This is a genomic window from Methylosinus sp. (assembly GCF_036560965.1).
In the GTDB taxonomy this organism is placed as follows: Bacteria; Pseudomonadota; Alphaproteobacteria; order Rhizobiales; family Beijerinckiaceae; genus Methylosinus.
This window is the reverse complement of record NZ_DATBQF010000028.1, coordinates 50,969-68,806: the sequence shown is the minus strand read 5'-3', so window position 1 is coordinate 68,806 and position 17,838 is coordinate 50,969. Positions and strand designations below refer to the sequence as shown.

Below are 17,838 nucleotides of genomic sequence, written 5' to 3'. Positions count from 1 at the left end.
GGCGCGGACATGTTCCGCCCGCGCCGCAGAGGGGGCGCGCCAAGATGATTTCCTCGGACGTCGGTCGGCTCGCGAGGCTCGCTTGCTCGGGCTCGCTTCTCATCCTGGTCGCGGCGCTGGGCTCGATCCTGGTCTCGAGAGCGGCCGCCGCGCAGGACGACGAATTCTCACAGCTGCCGATCTATCGCGAGTATCGCGACCAGCTCGCCGCCCAGGGCTGGCGGCCGGACGCCGAATTCGGCCTCAAGCTCGCCTCCGGCAAGCCGCTCTACCGTTTCCCCGAAGTGCTGTGCGGCCCGAAGATCTGCCACGCGCGCTGGATTCGCTCGGGAACGGAGAAGATCGTCACGCTGATCCGCGGCGACCTCACCGAGGAATATCGCGTCTCGCCATGAGGCCGGGACTGTTTCCCTGCTTCATCGAAACAGAGCCTCGGCTTTATTTTCGACGCGTCTCCGACGCCGAACCGCGTCCACTCCGCCTGGAAACGCTTTTGCTCACTGCCGCGCCGGCGCGGCGACCTGCGTCGCGAGAACGCTCGAGAGCCGCTCCACGAGATCGGCGGCGAGCGCCGAGGGCAGAGCGAAGGCCAGCCGATTGCCGTCCGGCGAGACAAAGGTGAGGAGCAGATTGTCGCCGAGCATCTCGCGATGCAGCGAGACCGTCTCCACCGGCGTCGCCAGCACAGCCTCGACCTCGCCGCTCGCCGACTGCCGCTCGGCGAGATCCCTCTCGCGCAGCTTGAGGGCCGAGCGCGTCAGATCGAGAATATCGGCGGCGGTGAGGACGATTCTAGCCGTCACGCCATCGTCGCCAGTGCGGCTCAGAATGAAATCATCGCCAACGGGATCGAGATTGAGGCCGGACGCCGCCTCGGACATGGGTCTGCACTCCTGGGACCGAACAGGGAGCGGCAGCATATTCGAGGCCGTCGCAAATGTCTCGCGCGGGCTCGGGGCGCGTTTCCGGGGCGCGGCGGACTTCAGCGCGACGCGTCGGAGAGCGCGGCTTCGGCGCGATCGCGGCCGATGTCCCGATGCGGAACGAGACGAGGCTCGTCCCCGCCCGGCTCGCGGCGAGAGCCGGGAAGCAATGATTCGACGAAGTCGATCCCTCTGTCATTGCCCTCGGCGCGCAACGCTTCTCCCATCAATCGCGCCTGAAGGCGAATGAATGGGTCTTTTTCCACCTGCTCCAGCAGAGCCGCCAGCCCGATCGCCGAGATTTTGCGAATTTCTCCGCGCAGGCCGAGACCGTGGTAGACGATCCTCGCCGCATTTCCCGGCTGATCGAAGCCGATCGGAAAGACGATCATCGGCACGCCGAAATAAGCGCACTCCTTCATGCTGTTGGCGCCGCCATGAATGATCGCGATTTTGGTCAGCGGCAGAAGCGCCAGCTGAGGCGCTCGCTTCACGAGGATGACATTGGCGGGAACGCTCGCGAAATCCTCCGGCGCGACGGCGTCGTAGAGACATACGACCCATCGATCGTTCGGCCTCGTCGCGGCGACGTCCAGCACCGCCTGAAAAAACGCCAGATACTGGTCTCGCCGGAACCACGTCAGAGTGCCGAGGGCGCAATAGATCAACGGCCGCGAATCGAGCTGATCCCACGGAAAATCCGCCTGCTCCCGCTCGAGATCGATATTGCACCCCAGATAATAGCGGCCTGGTCGCTCGGCGACCGGAAAATCCAGTCGACGCGGCCAGGCGATCAACTCCGGCAGACGCGCCTTCAGGCGCAATGTGTCGCTCGATCCGACGAGCTCGCGAGGATAACGGCAACGCTCGGCGATACGCCTGCTCGCCTCCGAGAGCGGATTCTTTTGCCCGCGCGCGAAGCAAAAGGCGAGCGCTGCAGAAATGCGGCGCGAGAGGGTCAATTTTTTCCAGGCCAGCCAGATTCGAACGGACGACAGCCAGCGGTCGTTCGGAATGATGGACGTCGCCAGAGGCGGCAAGCCGCACTCTTCCGCGCTCGCCAGTATGGAGTTGAGGTAGACGCAGGCGACTCCCGCCTCGATCGCCAATAGCGACGGGATGACCACCTCGAAGTCGGAGCTATGAATGATCAACAGATCGGGCGCCAGGCCGGCGACGAGATGCTGAAACTCCCGATTCTGGTCCGACGCCACCGCTTCCAGCAGCGCGCGAATCGCTTCGCTTCTCGATCGCCGATAGTCTCGGCGCTCCTGCGCGCTCCAGCTCTTCATAGAGTCGGCGGTCGGCGTCTCCGGCAACGCTTCTGCGTAGAGAGGGGTAAAGAAAAATCCATGCGGCTCGACGAAGGGTCTGCTGTCCGCGGGTCCGAGATAGGAGACGTCGTGTCCTCTCGAGCGCAGGCCGCGCGCGATTTTCAGCCCGGAAATGACGGAGTCCGTCATCGGCCATACCATAAAGACGATCCGGGCCATGAAGAACTCCACACGATCTCGGCTGAAAGCAGAGACGTTTGAAGGCCCGCTTTTCCGTCATGCGTCTCGCGCACGACATCGCCGAACGCCGGCGCCCTGCTCTTTCGTCAGCCCTTGGCCGCTCCGCTTTTCTGATAATCCTTCACATCGGAGAACACGATCGCCGGATACCGCTCCGCGTCATAGCGCAGCTGGAACTCGCTCGACGACATGAACACCGGCGCGCCGTCTATGTCCTCCGCCATCGACGAGCCATGCGAGTCGACGAAGCTCTTCAGCGCGATCGGGTCCTGCGACGTTATCCAGCGGCAGATCGCGAAGCGCGAGGTCTCGTATTTCGTCTCCAGCCCATATTCGGCCTCGAGCCGCGTCGTCAGCACGTCTAGCTGCAGCGCGCCGACCACGCCGACCAGCGCGCCCGAGCCGTCATTGGGCAGGAAGAGCTGCACGACGCCCTCCTCCGCCAGCTGGCGCAGCGCCTCGCGCAGCTTCTTGGCCTTCATCGCGTCGGTGATGACGATGCGGCGCAAAATTTCCGGCGCGAAGCTCGGCACGCCGCGGAAGGAAATCTCCTCGCCCTCGGTGAGCGTGTCGCCGATGCGCAATATGCCGTGATTGGGAATGCCCACCACATCGCCGGCATAGGCTTCATCGGCGATGGAGCGGTCGCGCGCGAAGAAGAATTGCGGGGCGTTGAGCGAGATCGTCTTGCCGGTGCGCACGATCTTCGCCTTCATGCCGCGCGAGAGCTTGCCCGAGCAGACGCGCATGAAGGCGATGCGGTCGCGATGGTTCGGGTCCATATTCGCCTGAATCTTGAAGACGAAGCCGGCCATCTTCGGCTCCTTGGCCTCGACATGGCGCTTGTCGGCGTCCTGCCCGCGCGGCGAGGGCGCATAGTCGGCCATCGCGTCGATGAGATCGCGCACGCCGAAATTGCGCAGCGCGCTGCCGAAGAAGACCGGCGTCAAATGCCCCTCGCGAAACGCCGCGAGCTCGAATTTCTTGCAGCCTTCCTCGGCGAGCATGGCCTCTTCCAGCCAGGCGTCCGCCTCATGGGCCGGCAGCAATGCGAGCAGCGCCGGATCGTCGAGGCCGGAGACGGTCATCGGCTCGGTGTCGGCGTCGATCTTGCGCACGGATTTGGTCGCGAAGCAGTAGGTGCCGGCAAAGCTGCGGCCAGAGCCGATCGGCCAGGTGACGGGCGCCGTGTCGAGCGCCAGCGTCTTCTCGACCTCGTCGAGCAGCGAGAAGGGATCGCGGCCGTCGCGATCGAGCTTGTTGATGAAGGTGACGATCGGAATGTCGCGCAGCCGGCACACTTCGAAGAGCTTGCGCGTGCGCGCTTCGATGCCCTTGGCGGCGTCGATCACCATCACCGCCGCGTCCACGGCGGAGAGCGTGCGATAGGTGTCCTCCGAAAAGTCCTCATGGCCCGGCGTGTCGAGCAAGTTGAAGACGCAATCGCCATATTCGAAGGTCATCACCGAGGTGACGACGGAAATGCCGCGCTCGCGCTCTATGCTCATCCAGTCCGAGCGCGTCTGCTGGGCGTTGCGCTTGGCCTTCACCGCGCCGGCGAGCTGGATCGCGCCGCCGAACAGCAGAAGCTTCTCGGTGAGCGTGGTCTTGCCCGCGTCCGGGTGGGAGATGATGGCGAAGGTGCGCCGCCGCGAGACGGGGTCGGCGGATGGTGTGCTCAAGGCGTGGGCTCACTGGGAAAGGGCGGGGCGACTGTCGCCACGCCCTTTACGGTCATTTGCGCCGCAAGGCCAGCCTCGCGTGGGCGGGCGCTCGCGCATCAGACCGAGGCGCCGGGTCGGACGCCGCGCCAGAGCGCTCATGCCAGAGCGCTGATGCCCGCCGTCGGGCGAGCGCTGGCGAAAGGCGACGGCGCCGCGCTTCGGATGAAGGGCGCCGAGCCGATTCCGGCCGATGGCGTCGCCGTCATCGTCGCCATCGGGGCGGGCGGCGGCGGCGCAGAGGCGCCGGAAGGGCCCGCAGCCGCCCCGAACGCGGCCTCCACCTGCGCGTAGAGCTCCTGCACCGGGCCGACGCCATCGATCATCCGGCCGTTTCTCTTCGTGATCAGGCCGATCAGCGTCCCACCGACCGCTCGGACCGCGCCGCCGCTCTTCTTTGCGATGAATTCATATAGCCTGGACTTCAGAGTCAAAAGTGCGCCACTATTGTCCGGAGCGACTTGATAGGCAAGCATAGCGGCGTCCAGCGCACGCAGCTCGATGCTTCTTTTCCGTCCGGCGAGGGAGGTGCGCGCCATCCAAACATTGTAAGTCATGATAGCGGTCATTTTCGTCCCCGTTCATCACTGTTGCGATGAACGAATATTTACGAGCGCCTCCGCCCTAAAGATGTGGCGAAAACCACAATTCGCGATCTTCCGTCATCCGAGACCGCGGAAAAGCACGACAAAGCCGAGCCCTGCGAGAACGAGGCCGGACAACCGTGTCGATCCGACTCGGCGCGGACGAAAAGGCGCAGGATGACAGCCCTTCTCCCCTCACGCGAAATCCCCGGAAAGCTCCGCCCGCACCGCCTCCGGCATGACCGCGATATGCCCGTAATTCTGATGCGTGAAGCCGATCAGCACGCGCGCGCCGGGCTCTCGAAAGCCCGCGACCTGCGCGTCGGTGAAGGGAAAATGCACGAATTGCACGGCGGAGGCCTTGCCGTCGGCTCTGGTGCGGTCCTGATCGGCTTCGGCGACGCCGGCGATGCGCTCGCCTCCCACTTCGATGAAGGCGCTCTCCTCGATCGCGCCCAGCGTGTCCAGCACGCGCTTGCGGCGCAGCGGATCGTCGATCTCGATCATGAAAGTGGCGACCAATTCGCGGCCCTTGGGGATCAGCGGCGCATAGGCGGCGATCTCGCTCGGCGCCTGCGCGAGCGTCCCCTTCTCTATGTGGATCATCTCCTGGATCTGCAGCCAGATCGTCTCGAAATTCTCGAAATAGAAGGTGACGAAAGGCCCGACCTCGACTCGGCGATCACGCTTGCGCGCAGCGATGCGGCGGCGGCTCTCGACGCGGACCTCGGCATATTCGTCCGGAGGAAGAAGATCGGCGACGGTGATGTGGTGCTTCGCCATCGTGGTATCCCTATGTACCTAAAACTTAACGCTGCAGTTTGTGTTCGTCTTCAGGCTCAAATGCAATTCCGGCCGCTCGGTAGCGAGCCATCAGATCGAAGAACTGTGCGCCGTCAGGAAGTCGATCGCGTAGCCCCTGTTTGGTAATTACCGTATCTTCTTCTTTCAAGACCACAACGCCTTGAACATGACGGCTCAAAAAACCTCGCATTTGCTCTGTCGATTCGGTTGCCTGCCGTAAGCCCTCTCGTAGCAATTTTAGCGGTATTGCGTGCTCGTATGTGATACGGAAGCGCCTTTCATTAAAGAGAATACCTGTTTCACGCGCTCTGCGGTGCATATCCCTCGCGGCTGCCGAATGTGGCCGATCGAAAGACCACTTTGCCGCTGCCCCGCCCTCGTAAAGAAAGAAAATTGCTTCACGCCTTACTTTGTCAATCTGTTGCTGTGGTAGGCCACGGTCAGCGAGATCATGTAGCTGGATCAATATTTGTCTAACCGCTTCAACAATCGCATTTTCCATCTTGCTTCCCTGAGTCTGCAGATCAAAAGAACCCATAGGCCCGCGCGATCAGCTCGATCGGATGCGCGAGAAGCTCGGGCTTTTTCGCCTCCGCGTCGAGTCTTTCCATGCCCTGCACGATATGCGGGCCGGAAAGCGGACATTCGGAAACAATATAGCTTTTGCCAGAGGATTGCGCCTGCCGCGCCACCGGCTTGCCGACCTTCAGCGCCGTCTCGAAATTTTGCGTCTTATAGCCCCAGGCGCCGCCGTGGCCCGAGCAGCGCTCGATGACCGCGACATCCGCCCGCGGGAGGAGACGCAAAAGCTCCGCGCCCTTCTGCCCGATATTCTGCGCGCGCGAGTGGCAGGAGACATGCAAGGCGACGCCGCCCTCGATCGGCGAGAGCCCTTCCGCCAGCCCCTCCTTGCGCGAGATGCCGACGACATATTCGCTGAGATCATAGGTCGCCGCGGCGAGGCGCTTGACCTTCGCGTCATCGGTCGCGATCAGCGGCCATTCGAATTTCAGCATCAGCGCGCAGGAGGGAACCAGCGCGATAATGTCATAGCCCTTGTCGATCCAGGGCTCGAAGGCGGCGGCGACCTGCTTCGCCGAGGCCGCGACCTCCCCGATGAGCCCCTGCTCGAGCAGCGGCATGCCGCAGCAAGCAGGGTGCAAAATCTCCGTCTCGACGCCGTTTTTGGCGAGCACGGCGCGCGCCGCGAGGCCGACGCCGGGATCATTATATTCGCCGAAGCAGGTGGCGTAGATCACCGCCTTGCGACCGAAGCCCGGCGCTTCCCGGTTCACCTCGACCGGCGTGTCCTTCGCGAGCGCCTCCAAAGTCTTCTTCGAATATTTCGGCAGCGCGGCCTCATGATGCAGGCCGGCGACCGTCTCCAGCGCATTGCGCGCCGCATGATGCGAGCAATCCGTCGCCCAATTGGCGAGCGGCGCGAGCTTCACCGCCACGGCGCCATTGCGGTCGGTGTCGGCGAGCTGGCGATCCGCGAAACCGACGCCGTTCTTCTTCGCCTCGACGGCGCGATAGCGCAGCATCAGATGCGGGAAGTCGAGATCGAACTCATGCGGCGGCACATAGGGGCATTTGGTCAGGAAGCACATGTCGCAGAGCGTGCAGGCGTCCACGACCTTTTTGAAATCGACGCTGGCGACGGTCTCGATCTCGCCTTTGGCGGATTCGTCGACGAGATCGAACAGGCGCGGAAAGGAATCGCAGAGATTGAAGCAGCGCCGGCAACCATGGCAAATGTCCAGCACGCGGCGCATTTCGGCGTCGAGCTTCGCCTCGTCGTAGAAGTCTGGATTTTCCCAATCCAACGGACGCCGAAACGGCGCCCCGAGCCCGCCTTCTCTCATCTCGCGTCCAATTCCTTCTCGTGTCCCCGCGACGCGCCGCCCACCGAGGCGTGCGAAAACGCCCCGGAGCCGGACCGCGGAAAAACTCCCGAGGGCCGTTCCGGCGGCGCCGCTCTTCGACTTCGGCGGGCCGCCGGACGGTTGCGTAGCGAGGCTCAGTTCAGCTCGTCGAGAGCCTTCTGGAAGCGGCCGGCGTGCGAGCGCTCGGCCTTGGCCAGCGTCTCGAACCAGTCGCCGATCTCCTCGAAGCCCTCCTCGCGGGCCGAGCGCGCGAAGCCCGGATACATATCCGTATATTCATGCGTCTCGCCGGCGACGGCGGCCTTCAGATTGTCCGAGGTCTTGCCGATCGGCAGGCCGGTGGCCGGATCGCCCACCGCCTCGAGGAATTCGAGATGGCCATGCGCATGGCCCGTCTCGCCCTCGGCGGTCGAACGGAACACTGACGCCACATCATTGTGGCCTTCGATATCGGCCTTTTGAGCGAAATACAGATAGCGACGGTTCGCCTGGGACTCGCCCGCGAACGCATCCTTCAGATTCTGTTCGGTCTTGGTGCCCTTGAGCGTAGCCATAACGCAGCTCCTTGGATGAACCCTGATTGGGGGCGCCGCCGCTGTCCCGATGGCCAGTCGGAACGCCCTTCTTTAGAATAATTCGAAATTAATGATTGCCAAGCGCCAATCTCGTCATTGGCTGGGGACGAAGCGCCAAAAACATGCTGCGCCGCGATATTGGCTCCGAAACTGCATGTAACGCGAGATTGTACAAACGCGGCCGGCCCTTTTCGCACAAAAGCGACGGGCGCGGCGCCTGATGCATGAGAGCGCGCTGCATGGCGGAGGAATCGGCGGGGGAATCGGCGGAGACATTGGACTGGGTCGTCTGGAACGGATCGCTCGGCGTTTCCGACAAGGTCACGATCGGCCGCGTCGAGATCGTCGACGGCGTCCGAATGGCCTGTCTCGCGCCGCCCTATGACGTGGTGGGGCCGTTCAGCCTGGACGAATTGGAGACGCAGGGCCGCATCGCCTTCGGCGCCTGCTTCGTGATGTCGCTCCAACGCTGGAAGGAGGATCAGGTCGAGCTGCGCTTAGAAGGCCGCAAGCAGCGCGCCGCCTTCCAGAAGATGTTCGATTTCGACGAGGACGACAATCAGGAGCACCGCGAGACGCTGGAATTGCCCACAGAGGGCGCGCTGGACCCGGCCGAGATCAAATCCGCCTTCCGCCGTCTGGCCAAGACCGCGCATCCCGACGCCGGCGGCACGGCGGAGGATTATCGCCGCATCGCCGAGGCGCGCGACGCGCTGCTGGCGCAGTTCGAAGGGGCGAGCTGAAAAGCGGGGTTGTCGATCGTCTTCGTGTCTTCGTGTCTTCGTGGTGAATTGAACCACGAAGACACGAAGGACACGAAGCGGCCTATCGCTTCCCCTTGTCGTAGGGATTCTCTCCCCCGCGCGTCGAGATGCGGATCGGCGTGCCGGGCAGATCGAAGCCGCGGCGCAGGCTGTTGACGAGAAAGCGCAGATAGCTCGCCGGCAGCTCGTCGAGCTGATTGCCGAACAGAATGAAATGCGGCGGCCGCGCCTTGGCCTGCGTCATATAGCGAATCTTGATGCGTCGGCCGGAGACCGCCGGCGGCGGCGTCTCGTCGATGACGCTCTCGAGCCAGCGATTGAGCCGCGCCGTCGAAATGCGCCGGTTCCAAACGTCATGCGCCCCGAGAATCGCGCGCATCAGATTGTCGAGCCCATAGCCGGTCACGCCGGAGACGGGAACGACCGGCGAGCCCTTGATCTGCGACAGCAGGTGATCGGCCTCCTCGCGCAGCTTGGCGAGCCGGGTTCCCGGATCGGCGACTGTATCCCATTTGCCGAGCGCGATGACCACCGCCCTGCCCTCGCGCGCGGCGAGATCGGCGATGGTCAAATCCTGCTTTTCGAAAGGAATGGCCGAATCGAGCAGCAGCACGACGACTTCCGAGAAGCGCACGGCGCGCAGCGCATCGGCGCCGGCGAGCTTCTCCAGCTTGTCGACGACCCGCGCGCGCTTGCGCAGGCCGGCGGTGTCGAACAGCTTCATCTCGCGGTCGCGCCAGCGGAAGGGCACGGAGATGGAATCGCGGGTGATGCCCGCCTCCGGCCCGGTGAGCAGGCGATCCTCGCCGAGCAGACGGTTGATCAGCGTCGATTTGCCGGCGTTGGGACGCCCGACGACGGCGATGCGCATAGGCTTGGTCGGATCGGCCTCGCTGCCGTCCTCATCCACCGAGATGGCGATGTCGGTCGTGGCCTCCTCGTCCTCCTCCCAGACCGCTGTCGCCCCCGGCAGCGCTTCCCGCAGCGCGTCGTAAAATTCGCCGAGACCCTCGCCATGCTCGGCGGAGAGCGGCACGGGGTCGCCGAGGCCGAGCTCATAGGCCTCGACCAGACCCGCCTCGCCCTTGCGCCCTTCCGACTTGTTGGCCGCGAGGATCACCGGCTTGCCGGCGCGGCGCACCAGATCGGCGAAATATTTATCGTCCGGCGTCACGCCGACGCGCGCGTCGATCATGAAGAGAATGGCGTCGGCGGTCTCGATCGCCGCCTCGGTCTGGGCGCGCATCCGCCCTTCGAGCGTCGCCGAGGCGCCTTCCTCGAGCCCCGCCGTATCGATGATGGTGAAGCGCAGATCGGCGAGGCGCGCCTCGCCCTCGCGGCGGTCGCGGGTGACGCCCGGCCGGTCGTCGACCAGCGCCAGCTTCTTGCCGACGAGCCGGTTGAATAAGGTCGATTTACCGACATTCGGTCGGCCGATGATAGCGAGCGTGAAGGACATTGTGGCCCTTTGGTCCAACGTCGCGGCGACGCCGCCTCTAGCGATCGCGCTTACTTGGCGCCGCCGGGAACGGGAGCGGCGGGAGCGGCGGCCGGCGGAACAGGGCCGCGCGCGGCGTCGAGCAGCGCCTTATAGGCGCTGGCGCGCTGGCGCATCGCATGCGGCGCCTCCTGATCGTTGAGGATGACCTTGAAGGCGCGGTCGGCCTCGTCGAGATCGCTGTCCTGAAGCGCGTCGAGCCCCAATAGCTCCTGCGCCGTGTAGCGGAGCGGCCCATCGGCGGTGACGAGCTCGCCGAAATGATCGGCCATCTTCTGCCGCTCGCCGAGCTCGAGCAGGACGAGTCCGGCGCGCAGCTTCGCGACTTGCTGCGTCAGCTTGTCGACGCCCTTGTCCGCGGCGATGGCGTCGAAGGCGGCGACCGCCTTGGTCTTGTCGCTCTGCGCCATTTCCTCGGCCGCGCGCAGCCGCGCCAGAGTGGCGTAGCCCTTCGGCGCATCCTTGATAACGGACTCGAAGCCGGCGAGCGCCTCGGCGCTCTTGCCCTGGGTCGCGAGCGCGGCGGCCGCGCCGAAGCGGACATTGGCGCCCTCGGCGGCCTTGATGCGGTTGCTCTCGTAGAAGCTGTAGGCCCCTGTCGCGACGACGACCAGAAAAGCGCCGACGATGACCGGCGTCTGATAGCGCTTCCAGAGGTTCGCCGCCTTGTCCCGGCGGACGTCTTCGTCGACCTCGTGGAAAATATCGGACATGGCCGCTCCTGCTCGAGATTGGCGCCGGGACGATCCGGCCGCCGAGGCCGCTGTTAGCATGGGCAAGGACGCAAGGCCAGTTCTCCCGCCCAACCCGATGGGACAGGGAGCGGCCTGCGGCATTCCACCTCGCCGGCGAAGGGCGCCGCCCGGCCGCCGCCGGCTTGTTCGCGGCTATCGTGTGATGTAATTTTATTTAAATCATACAACGCCACGGGAGGCGCTCCGCCATGAATTTTCGGGTCCGGCCGGCGACGGCCTTTTTCGCGGTCTTCGCCTTCGCCGCTTCCTGTCTCCCGGCTCTCGCCCATACGGCGGACATCTCCAGCGCCAAGGTCCTCCCCGAAGCCGGCGACCGCTACCGCGTCGACATCGGCTTCCTCGGCACGGATATAGAGCGCATGTTCCAGGAGACGCAGGAGGAGCGCGCCGGCGTCGATCTGTCGCCGCCGGGCGTGCTCGAGGCGGAAATCGGCAAATTCATCGTCAAGCGCGTCGATCTGCGCAACGCCGACGGCAAGCTCTGCCCGAGCAAGGTGATCTACTCCGGCGAGGACCCGTCCAATCCGTATGACGCCAAGGTCTCGCTGCAATTCGACTGCTCGGGCGTCGCCGGCCCGATCCTCTACGATCCCGACCGGCTGATGGCGACGCAAGGCAAGCGCGCCAAGCAGCTCGTCTCGATCGGCGAGCGTCCCGATCCGCCCGTGCTCACCCCCGAGCAGCGCGTCGGCGCGACGCCCGGCCCCGGGCAAGTGCTGATCTTCCCCGCCGACGGCGCGGTCGATCTGTCGAAGCCGCTGCTCACGCCCTGGGAGCTCGCGCCGAAATTCTTCCATGCCGGCATAGAGCACATCATGACCGGCTATGATCATCTGTGCTTCCTGCTCGCCGTGGTGCTGTGGGCGAGCCGCGTCTGGCCGGTGGTGAAGATCGTGACCGCCTTCACCGCCTCGCATTCGGTGACGCTGTCGCTCGCCGCGCTGAATGTCGTCACGCTGCCGAGCGCCTGGGTCGAGATCGCCATCGCGCTGTCGATCGTCTATGTCGCGGTGGAGAACTTCTTCACCCGCGTCACCGAAACGCGCTGGCGCGACACATTTCTCTTCGGCTTCATTCACGGCTTCGGCTTCGCGAGCGGGCTCATCGAGATCGGCGTTCCGCAGCGCGCCGTCGTGCCGGCGCTGGCGAGCTTCAACATCGGCGTCGAGGTCGGCCAGATCGGCGTCGTCCTCGTCGTCGTGCCGCTGCTGCTGGCGCTCGATCGCTTCTCCGACAAGGGCAAGCGCAGCCCGAAGATCGTCTATCCCTGCTCCGCGCTCATCGCTCTGTTCGGCCTCTATTGGGCCGCCGAGCGCGTCGGCCTCATCGGCTGACGAACGCCTTCGCGTCTCGGTGGTCGACTTCGCCGCCGAGACGCGAAAACGAAGCTCGAATACGAAGCTCGCGCGCGTCAGGCGCCGCCGGGCTCTCCGGTGAAATTCACCAGAATATCCTGGTTGCGCACGACATATTGGCAGGCGAGCCGAAACTTCGGCGGAATGTCGTCGACCTCGGCGCGGACGATGTCCTCCGCCGTGATCTTGCCCACGGACTTCAGCTGCGCTTTCTCTTTCTCGGTGAGCGTCGCGCCCATCGTCTTGTCGTCGAGCGGCGTCACCTCGATGAGGCAGGAGCCGCATTCGCCGTCCTTGCAATCATGCGGTATCGGAATCTTATTCGCCTCGGCGACGGCGAGTATCGTGTGCGTGTCGCCGGCGACCGCATAGACCGTCACATTTTTGTGGAGAAGAGGGGTGGAGAAAGTGACGTCGGGCATGGCCGTTCTCCCTTATTTTCTTATTTACGAGGAGAAGCGTACGCCTCGATCCGGCGAGCGTCAATCGATGATCGCATGCGGCAAAAAGCGCGAACGATCCGTCGTCACCAGCGACGAATCCTCACGCAGGCCCATGCCCGCCGGCGCGCCGCCGACGAGCCAGCAACCGAGCACGGGATAACGTCCGCCGACATTCGGCAACAGACATAATTCCTGCCGCACATAGCCTTCGCCGCCATAGGCTCCCTTCGTCTCCGCGAGACGCGCATCGCCGTCGACGAGCGTGACATTGGCGCCCTCGCGCGAATAGAGCGGCTTGCGCGCGAAGCGCGACAGCGAGGACGCGCGCGCGTCATCCTCGAAGAAGCAGGGCAGCAGATTGGGATGGCCCGGCGCGGCCTCCCACAGCAGAGCGAGAAAGCCCTTGCTCGAAGCGACCGCCTTCCACGGCGGCTCGACGAAACGCGTCGCGCCCATCGCCGCGGATTTGCCGAAGGCGTCGGCGAACATCCACTCCCACGGATAGAGCTTGAACATTCGCTCGACGCGCCGCCCCAGCCGATCGACGAACATCTCGCCGCAAAGTCCGATGTCGCGCATGTCGACGCGCGCCGTCCACGAGCCCGCCTGCGCCGCGCAATCGGCGAGATAGGCGACATTGCCGCGATCCTCGACGCTCGCCGTCATGCAGGCGAAATGCACAGGCCCGCCCTCGGCGATCTCGCGCCATCGCGCGATCAGCCGATCATGCAGCGAATTGAACTGATCCGCGCCCGCGGGCAAATGGCCGCGCTCGATCATCCGCTCGAGCCAGAACCATTGCACGACAGAGGATTCGAACAGGCTCGTCGGCGTGTCGGCGTTATATTCGAGGAGTCTCGGCGGCCCGCTTCCGTCATAGGCGAAATCGAAGCGTCCGTAGAGCGAGGGATCGCGGCGCGCATGACTCTCGGCGATCGGCGCCCATGCGTGACGCGGAATGCGCAGACGCTCGAGCGCCTGCTCATCGGTCACGATGCGCGCGACGACGTCTTCGCAGAGCGCGGCGAGATCGGCCGTCGCGGTCTCGAGACGATCCTCGATCTCGCGCATGGAAAAAACGTAACGCGCCGTCTCGTCCCAATAGGGCTCGCCGTCGGCGTGAGCATAGTGAAAGCCGATTCGTTTCGCCTCCTCGGCGAAATCGGGACGCGGCGGCGAGGGCTCGCGCCTCACGAGCCGCCGCCATGGCCCGCGCCCATGCCGCCGAAGCCGCCGAAGGAGACCGCATGGCCGGAGGCCGCGCCCGCATGGCCAGAGGCGCTCTCGCCCCCGGAAGAGTGAGAGGAGGACGACGATCCGCTCGACGACGATCCGCTCGACCATGAATGGCCGCCCGAGCCGCCATGGCTGCTCGAATGATTGCAGTCCCGCCGCTCCGGATCGGCGCCCTCGGGACAGTCGCGCCGCGACGTTTCAAAGAGCGTCAACGCGCCGATCGACAGCGAGCCGACGGCGATCGCCGCTATGGCCAGCGAACGCTTGCGAAACGGCGATGGAGCGGGGGCGCCGCCGGGAAGCCCCTTCGGCGCATGAGTGACGACGGGCGGCGCCTGGCCGCGGCGTCCGAATTCCTTGCGGGGCGGCTCGGCCATGGCCTCAAGGACTCATGCAGGCGGCGCTGAGCACGCCGGCGGAGATGGAGACGGCGGCGAGCCACACCGCCGCGGCGATGGCGTTCTGCTCGATCGCCTGCGAGAGCCCCGGATGCGCGAGGCGCGCGAGAAGATAGGCGATGATCTGCGTGGCGAAGGCGACGAAGCCCCAGATGATGAATTCGAGCCCCGATTGCGTATTGTGCACCGCGCCCGCGAGCGCGATGGCGAAGCCGATGAGGCTGCCGCCGAAGGCGATGGCCGCGGAGGCGTTGTGCTCATTGACGATGAGATCGAATTCGCAATGCGGCGTGAGCCGCGTGTAGACGACGCAGAATGCGGCGCAATAAGCGATGGTCCCGAGAAAATAAGCGGCGAAGGACAGGAGGCCGGAGGCGAGGTCTGCGGGCAATGTCGGTCCTCTCGGAAATGTCGTGCGCAGAGGTTAGCAGGGTCGCCGCGCGAAAGGAACGGGACGATGATTCAAAACACCCCCGCCTCCAGCCCCGCGGCCATCGCCATTCCCAGCTCGCGGCACGCCTCGACGAAATCCTCGCGCCAATCCCCGCGAAAGATCAGCGGCTCCTGCACCGCGCGCCAACGCAATCCCGTCGCGACGCTCTCGACGCTGCGCCTGGCGCCGGCGCCGTCGTTGCCGGCGCGAATATAGAGCGCATAGGGCCGCCCCTGCATGCGCTCGAGGCAGGGATAATAGCTGCGGTCGAAGAAATCCTTCAGCGCGCCGCTCATATAGCCGAGATTTTCCGGCGTCCCCAGAATGAGCGCGTCCGCCGCCAGCGCATCCTCCGGCGTCGCTTGCAGCGGCGCGCGGGCGATCACCTCGACGCCGGCGATCGCGCGCGCGCCGTCGAGCACGGCGTCGCGCAATCGCCGCGTGTTGGGCGAGGGCGCATGGGCGAGAAGGAGCAGGCGCTTGGCGGCCATCGGGCGATCGATTCTCCTGCGGGCGCTCCGGCGCGTGCGCTGCCGCACAGCGCGGTCGTCCGCCTCGATGATAGCGCTTCTCGGCGACCGCGCGAGCCCCTAGGGCGCGGCCGTCGGACGGGCTAGAGTCCGCGCGCCACTTCGAATCGAACGGATGCCCATGGCGCAGCAATTCCTCACCCAGACTCCCTCCGACGGCTCGAGGACAGGACCGACCCTCCCCCAACGCATCATCCTCGCCGAAGGCTGGACGCGCCGCGCCATCGCCTTCGCCGCCGGAGCCGTGGGCGCGCTGGCGCTGGCTCCGGTCGATCTCGCGCCGGCCATGCTCGTCCCCATGTGCGTCGCGGTCTGGCTCCTCGACGGCTCGGCGGCAGCCAGCGGCGAAAGCGGCTTCTCCTATCTCGCCGCCTCGGTCCGCCGCGCGGCGGGGGCCGGCTGGTGGCTCGGCTTCGGCTATTTTCTCGCCGGGCTCTGGTGGCTCGGCGCGGCCATGCTGGTCGAGCCCGACCAATTCGCCTGGGCGCTGCCGCTCGCCGTCATCGGCGCGCCGGCGGTTCTCGCCCTTTTCCCGGCGCTGGGCTTCGCTCTGGCGCGGGCGCTGTGGTCGGGCGGCTCGGCGCGAATCTTCGCGCTGGCGGCCGGCCTCGGCGCTTCGGAGCTTTTGCGCGGGCGACTCTTCACCGGCTTTCCGTGGAATGATTTCGGCATGGCGCTCGCCGCCGTCCCCTATCTCGATCAGACGGCGGCGCTCGTCGGCATGCACGGGCTCGATATTCTGGCCGTCATTCTGTTCGCCGCGCCGGCGACGCTCATCGACGGCCGTCGCCGCCTCACGCCGGCGATCGTCGTCGCGCTGGTCCTCGCCGTCGCGATGGCCGGCTATGGCGCGCTGCGGCTGGCGTCGGGCAAGACGGACTATGTCGACGGCGTGAAATTGCGGCTGATGCAGCCGAACCTCCCGCAGGACGCGAAATTCAAGCCGGAGAACGGCCCGGCGATCCTGAGCCGCTATCTCGAGCTCTCCGACCGCGCCGTCGCGCCCGGCCGCTCCGGCGTCGCCGACGCGACTCATATCATCTGGCCGGAGTCGGCTTTTCCCTTCATCCTCTCGCGCGATCCGGACGCGCTGGCGCGCATCGCCGCGACGATGCGCGACGCCGTTCTCGTCACCGGCGCCGCGCGCGTCGAGGACGACTCGCGCCGCGAGGACGGCCGGCGCCGCACGAAAATCTTCAATTCGATTTTGGCGGTGCAGAACGGCCGCATCGTCGCCGCCTACGACAAGATCCATCTCGTGCCTTTCGGCGAATATCTGCCGCTTTCGAAGCTGCTGGCGCCGCTCGGCGTCACGCAGCTCGTCCCCGGAACCTGGGACGAGGGGACCGGCCCACGGCGATTCGTCGCGCCGGGCCTGCCGCTCGCCGCGCCGCTCGTCTGCTACGAGGCGATCTTTCCGGGCGAGGCGGTCGAGGCCGCCGGCGAGCGACCGCAATGGCTGCTCAATGTGACCAATGACGGCTGGTTCGGCACGACCAGCGGCCCCTATCAGCATTTCGCCCAGGCGCGGCTGCGCAGCATCGAGGAGGGCCTGCCGCTGGCGCGCGTCGCCAACACCGGGATTTCCGCGGTCGTCGACCCCTATGGGCGCGTTCTCCACCGCCTGCCGCTCGGCGTCGATGGCGTCATCGACGCGCGCCTGCCGCGGCCCGCGGATGCGCCGCCGTTTGCCGCCCATCCTTTTCGCTGGACTTCAACGCTTTGGTTCTTCACAATAATTTTCGCCCTGTTCGGACGCTTTCGCGGCCTTGCGGGTTTGACTGCGTTTCGGACGGGTGCTTCGTGAGCCACTCCTCGAAATCGCGGCGGATGCGTCCGCGCCAACCCTAGGCTCGGCGAAATCCTCTTTAGATCAGCCCCTTAGATCAGCCCCTTCGACGAAAGGCCGGACGACGATGAGCAAAAGGAACCAGTCGCAGTGAAAAAGGCGCCCGATCCGATCGACCGGCACGTCGGGAGCCGCGTGCGCATGCAGCGCATTCTGATGAAAATGAGCCAGGAGAAGCTCGGAGAGGCTTTGGGCCTGACATTCCAACAAGTGCAGAAATACGAAAAAGGCACGAACCGCATCGGCGCGAGCCGTCTGCAGCAGATTTCGAAGACGCTGAATGTGCCGCCCTCCTTCTTCTTCGATGGCGCGCCGTCGACGCAGCCCGCCGGAGACGGCTTCGCCGAGGAATCCTCCTCGCAATATGTCGTCGATTTTCTGTCGACCGCAGAGGGCCTCCATCTCAATCGCGCGTTCGCCCGCATCAAGGATCCCAAGGTGCGCAAGCGCGTCATCGACCTGATCTCGACGCTCGCCGATCAGGACGAGGCCGCCAAGGCGCCGGACGCCGGCGATCCCGCCGCCAAATAGGCCGACGCCCGAGTTCTCTATAAAGAACATTTCGCCATA

At 65.4% G+C, this 17,838-nt stretch carries 20 protein-coding genes; 5 read left to right on the top strand and 15 right to left on the bottom strand.

Translation table 11 applies throughout. The features are described from left to right. The first annotated feature begins 44 nt into the window (after positions 1 to 44). A complete protein-coding gene (locus VIF40_RS08990) occupies positions 45 to 395 on the top strand; it encodes a hypothetical protein (RefSeq protein ID WP_331937183.1) in 351 nt (116 codons plus the stop codon). 102 nt (positions 396 to 497) lie between these two features. On the opposite strand, the gene VIF40_RS08985 is transcribed toward VIF40_RS08990, so the two are convergent. The 8 genes from VIF40_RS08985 to VIF40_RS08950 form a co-directional block, all read right to left on the bottom strand. Further along, on the bottom strand, positions 498 to 881 hold the full coding sequence (locus VIF40_RS08985) for a hypothetical protein (RefSeq protein ID WP_331937182.1): 384 nt from the start codon (positions 879 to 881) through the stop codon (positions 498 to 500). Positions 882 to 982: 101 nt separating this feature from the next. Further along, positions 983 to 2,386 (bottom strand): glycosyltransferase, encoded by a 1,404-nt coding sequence (locus VIF40_RS08980; RefSeq protein ID WP_331937181.1) that lies wholly within the window; start codon positions 2,384 to 2,386, stop codon positions 983 to 985. A gap of 137 nt (positions 2,387 to 2,523) precedes the next feature. Further along, complete coding sequence (locus VIF40_RS08975; RefSeq protein ID WP_331937180.1) at positions 2,524 to 4,119, bottom strand: peptide chain release factor 3; 1,596 nt, start codon at positions 4,117 to 4,119, stop codon at positions 2,524 to 2,526. 137 nt (positions 4,120 to 4,256) lie between these two features. After that, entirely contained in the window at positions 4,257 to 4,727 is a 471-nt protein-coding gene (locus tag VIF40_RS08970) for a hypothetical protein (protein ID WP_331937179.1), read from the bottom strand. A gap of 210 nt (positions 4,728 to 4,937) precedes the next feature. After that, the gene (locus VIF40_RS08965; RefSeq protein ID WP_331937178.1) at positions 4,938 to 5,525 is read right to left on the bottom strand and encodes a DUF3501 family protein; all 588 of its coding nucleotides are present in this window, start codon (positions 5,523 to 5,525) and stop codon (positions 4,938 to 4,940) included. Between the two features lie 25 nt (positions 5,526 to 5,550). Beyond that, entirely contained in the window at positions 5,551 to 6,048 is a 498-nt protein-coding gene (locus tag VIF40_RS08960; RefSeq protein WP_331937177.1) for a hypothetical protein, read from the bottom strand. 22 nt (positions 6,049 to 6,070) lie between these two features. Then, positions 6,071 to 7,411, bottom strand: a complete 1,341-nt coding sequence (locus tag VIF40_RS08955) for a heterodisulfide reductase-related iron-sulfur binding cluster (RefSeq protein WP_331937176.1) — start codon at positions 7,409 to 7,411, stop codon at positions 6,071 to 6,073. A 155-nt stretch (positions 7,412 to 7,566) separates the two neighbouring features. After that, complete coding sequence (locus VIF40_RS08950; RefSeq protein WP_331937175.1) at positions 7,567 to 7,986, bottom strand: rubrerythrin family protein; 420 nt, start codon at positions 7,984 to 7,986, stop codon at positions 7,567 to 7,569. A 260-nt stretch (positions 7,987 to 8,246) separates the two neighbouring features. Here VIF40_RS08950 and VIF40_RS08945 point away from each other — a divergent pair, with 260 nt between their 5' ends. Then, positions 8,247 to 8,750 (top strand): J domain-containing protein, encoded by a 504-nt coding sequence (locus tag VIF40_RS08945; RefSeq protein ID WP_331937174.1) that lies wholly within the window; start codon positions 8,247 to 8,249, stop codon positions 8,748 to 8,750. Between the two features lie 82 nt (positions 8,751 to 8,832). On the opposite strand, the gene der is transcribed toward VIF40_RS08945, so the two are convergent. Next, positions 8,833 to 10,230 carry a ribosome biogenesis GTPase Der gene (gene der / locus VIF40_RS08940; RefSeq protein ID WP_331937173.1) on the bottom strand — a complete coding sequence of 466 codons (1,398 nt, stop codon included), beginning with the start codon at positions 10,228 to 10,230 and terminating at the stop codon, positions 8,833 to 8,835. A gap of 50 nt (positions 10,231 to 10,280) precedes the next feature. After that, positions 10,281 to 10,982, bottom strand: a complete 702-nt coding sequence (locus VIF40_RS08935; RefSeq protein ID WP_331937172.1) for a tetratricopeptide repeat protein — start codon at positions 10,980 to 10,982, stop codon at positions 10,281 to 10,283. A 230-nt stretch (positions 10,983 to 11,212) separates the two neighbouring features. On the opposite strand from VIF40_RS08935, the gene VIF40_RS08930 reads away from it, so the two are divergent. Beyond that, positions 11,213 to 12,358 carry a HupE/UreJ family protein gene (locus VIF40_RS08930; protein ID WP_331937171.1) on the top strand — a complete coding sequence of 382 codons (1,146 nt, stop codon included), beginning with the start codon at positions 11,213 to 11,215 and terminating at the stop codon, positions 12,356 to 12,358. A 77-nt stretch (positions 12,359 to 12,435) separates the two neighbouring features. On the opposite strand, the gene VIF40_RS08925 is transcribed toward VIF40_RS08930, so the two are convergent. The 5 genes from VIF40_RS08925 to VIF40_RS08905 all read right to left on the bottom strand — a co-directional run bounded on the left by VIF40_RS08925 (position 12,436) and on the right by VIF40_RS08905 (position 15,380). Beyond that, positions 12,436 to 12,801, bottom strand: coding sequence for a 2Fe-2S iron-sulfur cluster-binding protein (locus VIF40_RS08925; RefSeq protein WP_331937170.1), 366 nt, complete (start codon positions 12,799 to 12,801; stop codon positions 12,436 to 12,438). A gap of 60 nt (positions 12,802 to 12,861) precedes the next feature. Further along, complete coding sequence (locus VIF40_RS08920; RefSeq protein ID WP_331937169.1) at positions 12,862 to 14,016, bottom strand: glutathionylspermidine synthase family protein; 1,155 nt, start codon at positions 14,014 to 14,016, stop codon at positions 12,862 to 12,864. Further along, positions 14,013 to 14,435, bottom strand: coding sequence for a hypothetical protein (locus VIF40_RS08915; RefSeq protein WP_331937168.1), 423 nt, complete (start codon positions 14,433 to 14,435; stop codon positions 14,013 to 14,015). The genes VIF40_RS08920 and VIF40_RS08915 overlap by 4 nt, the downstream gene beginning before the upstream one ends. A gap of 4 nt (positions 14,436 to 14,439) precedes the next feature. Next, on the bottom strand, positions 14,440 to 14,847 hold the full coding sequence (locus VIF40_RS08910; protein WP_331937167.1) for a DUF350 domain-containing protein: 408 nt from the start codon (positions 14,845 to 14,847) through the stop codon (positions 14,440 to 14,442). A gap of 71 nt (positions 14,848 to 14,918) precedes the next feature. Continuing rightward, on the bottom strand, positions 14,919 to 15,380 hold the full coding sequence (locus VIF40_RS08905; RefSeq protein WP_331937166.1) for a flavodoxin family protein: 462 nt from the start codon (positions 15,378 to 15,380) through the stop codon (positions 14,919 to 14,921). Between the two features lie 160 nt (positions 15,381 to 15,540). On the opposite strand from VIF40_RS08905, the gene lnt reads away from it, so the two are divergent. Together lnt and VIF40_RS08895 are read left to right on the top strand one after the other, a co-directional pair. Next, a complete protein-coding gene (lnt, locus tag VIF40_RS08900; protein ID WP_331937165.1) occupies positions 15,541 to 17,226 on the top strand; it encodes an apolipoprotein N-acyltransferase in 1,686 nt (561 codons plus the stop codon). A gap of 132 nt (positions 17,227 to 17,358) precedes the next feature. Next, positions 17,359 to 17,799, top strand: coding sequence for a helix-turn-helix transcriptional regulator (locus VIF40_RS08895; RefSeq protein ID WP_331937164.1), 441 nt, complete (start codon positions 17,359 to 17,361; stop codon positions 17,797 to 17,799). Positions 17,800 to 17,838: the final 39 nt, after the last annotated feature.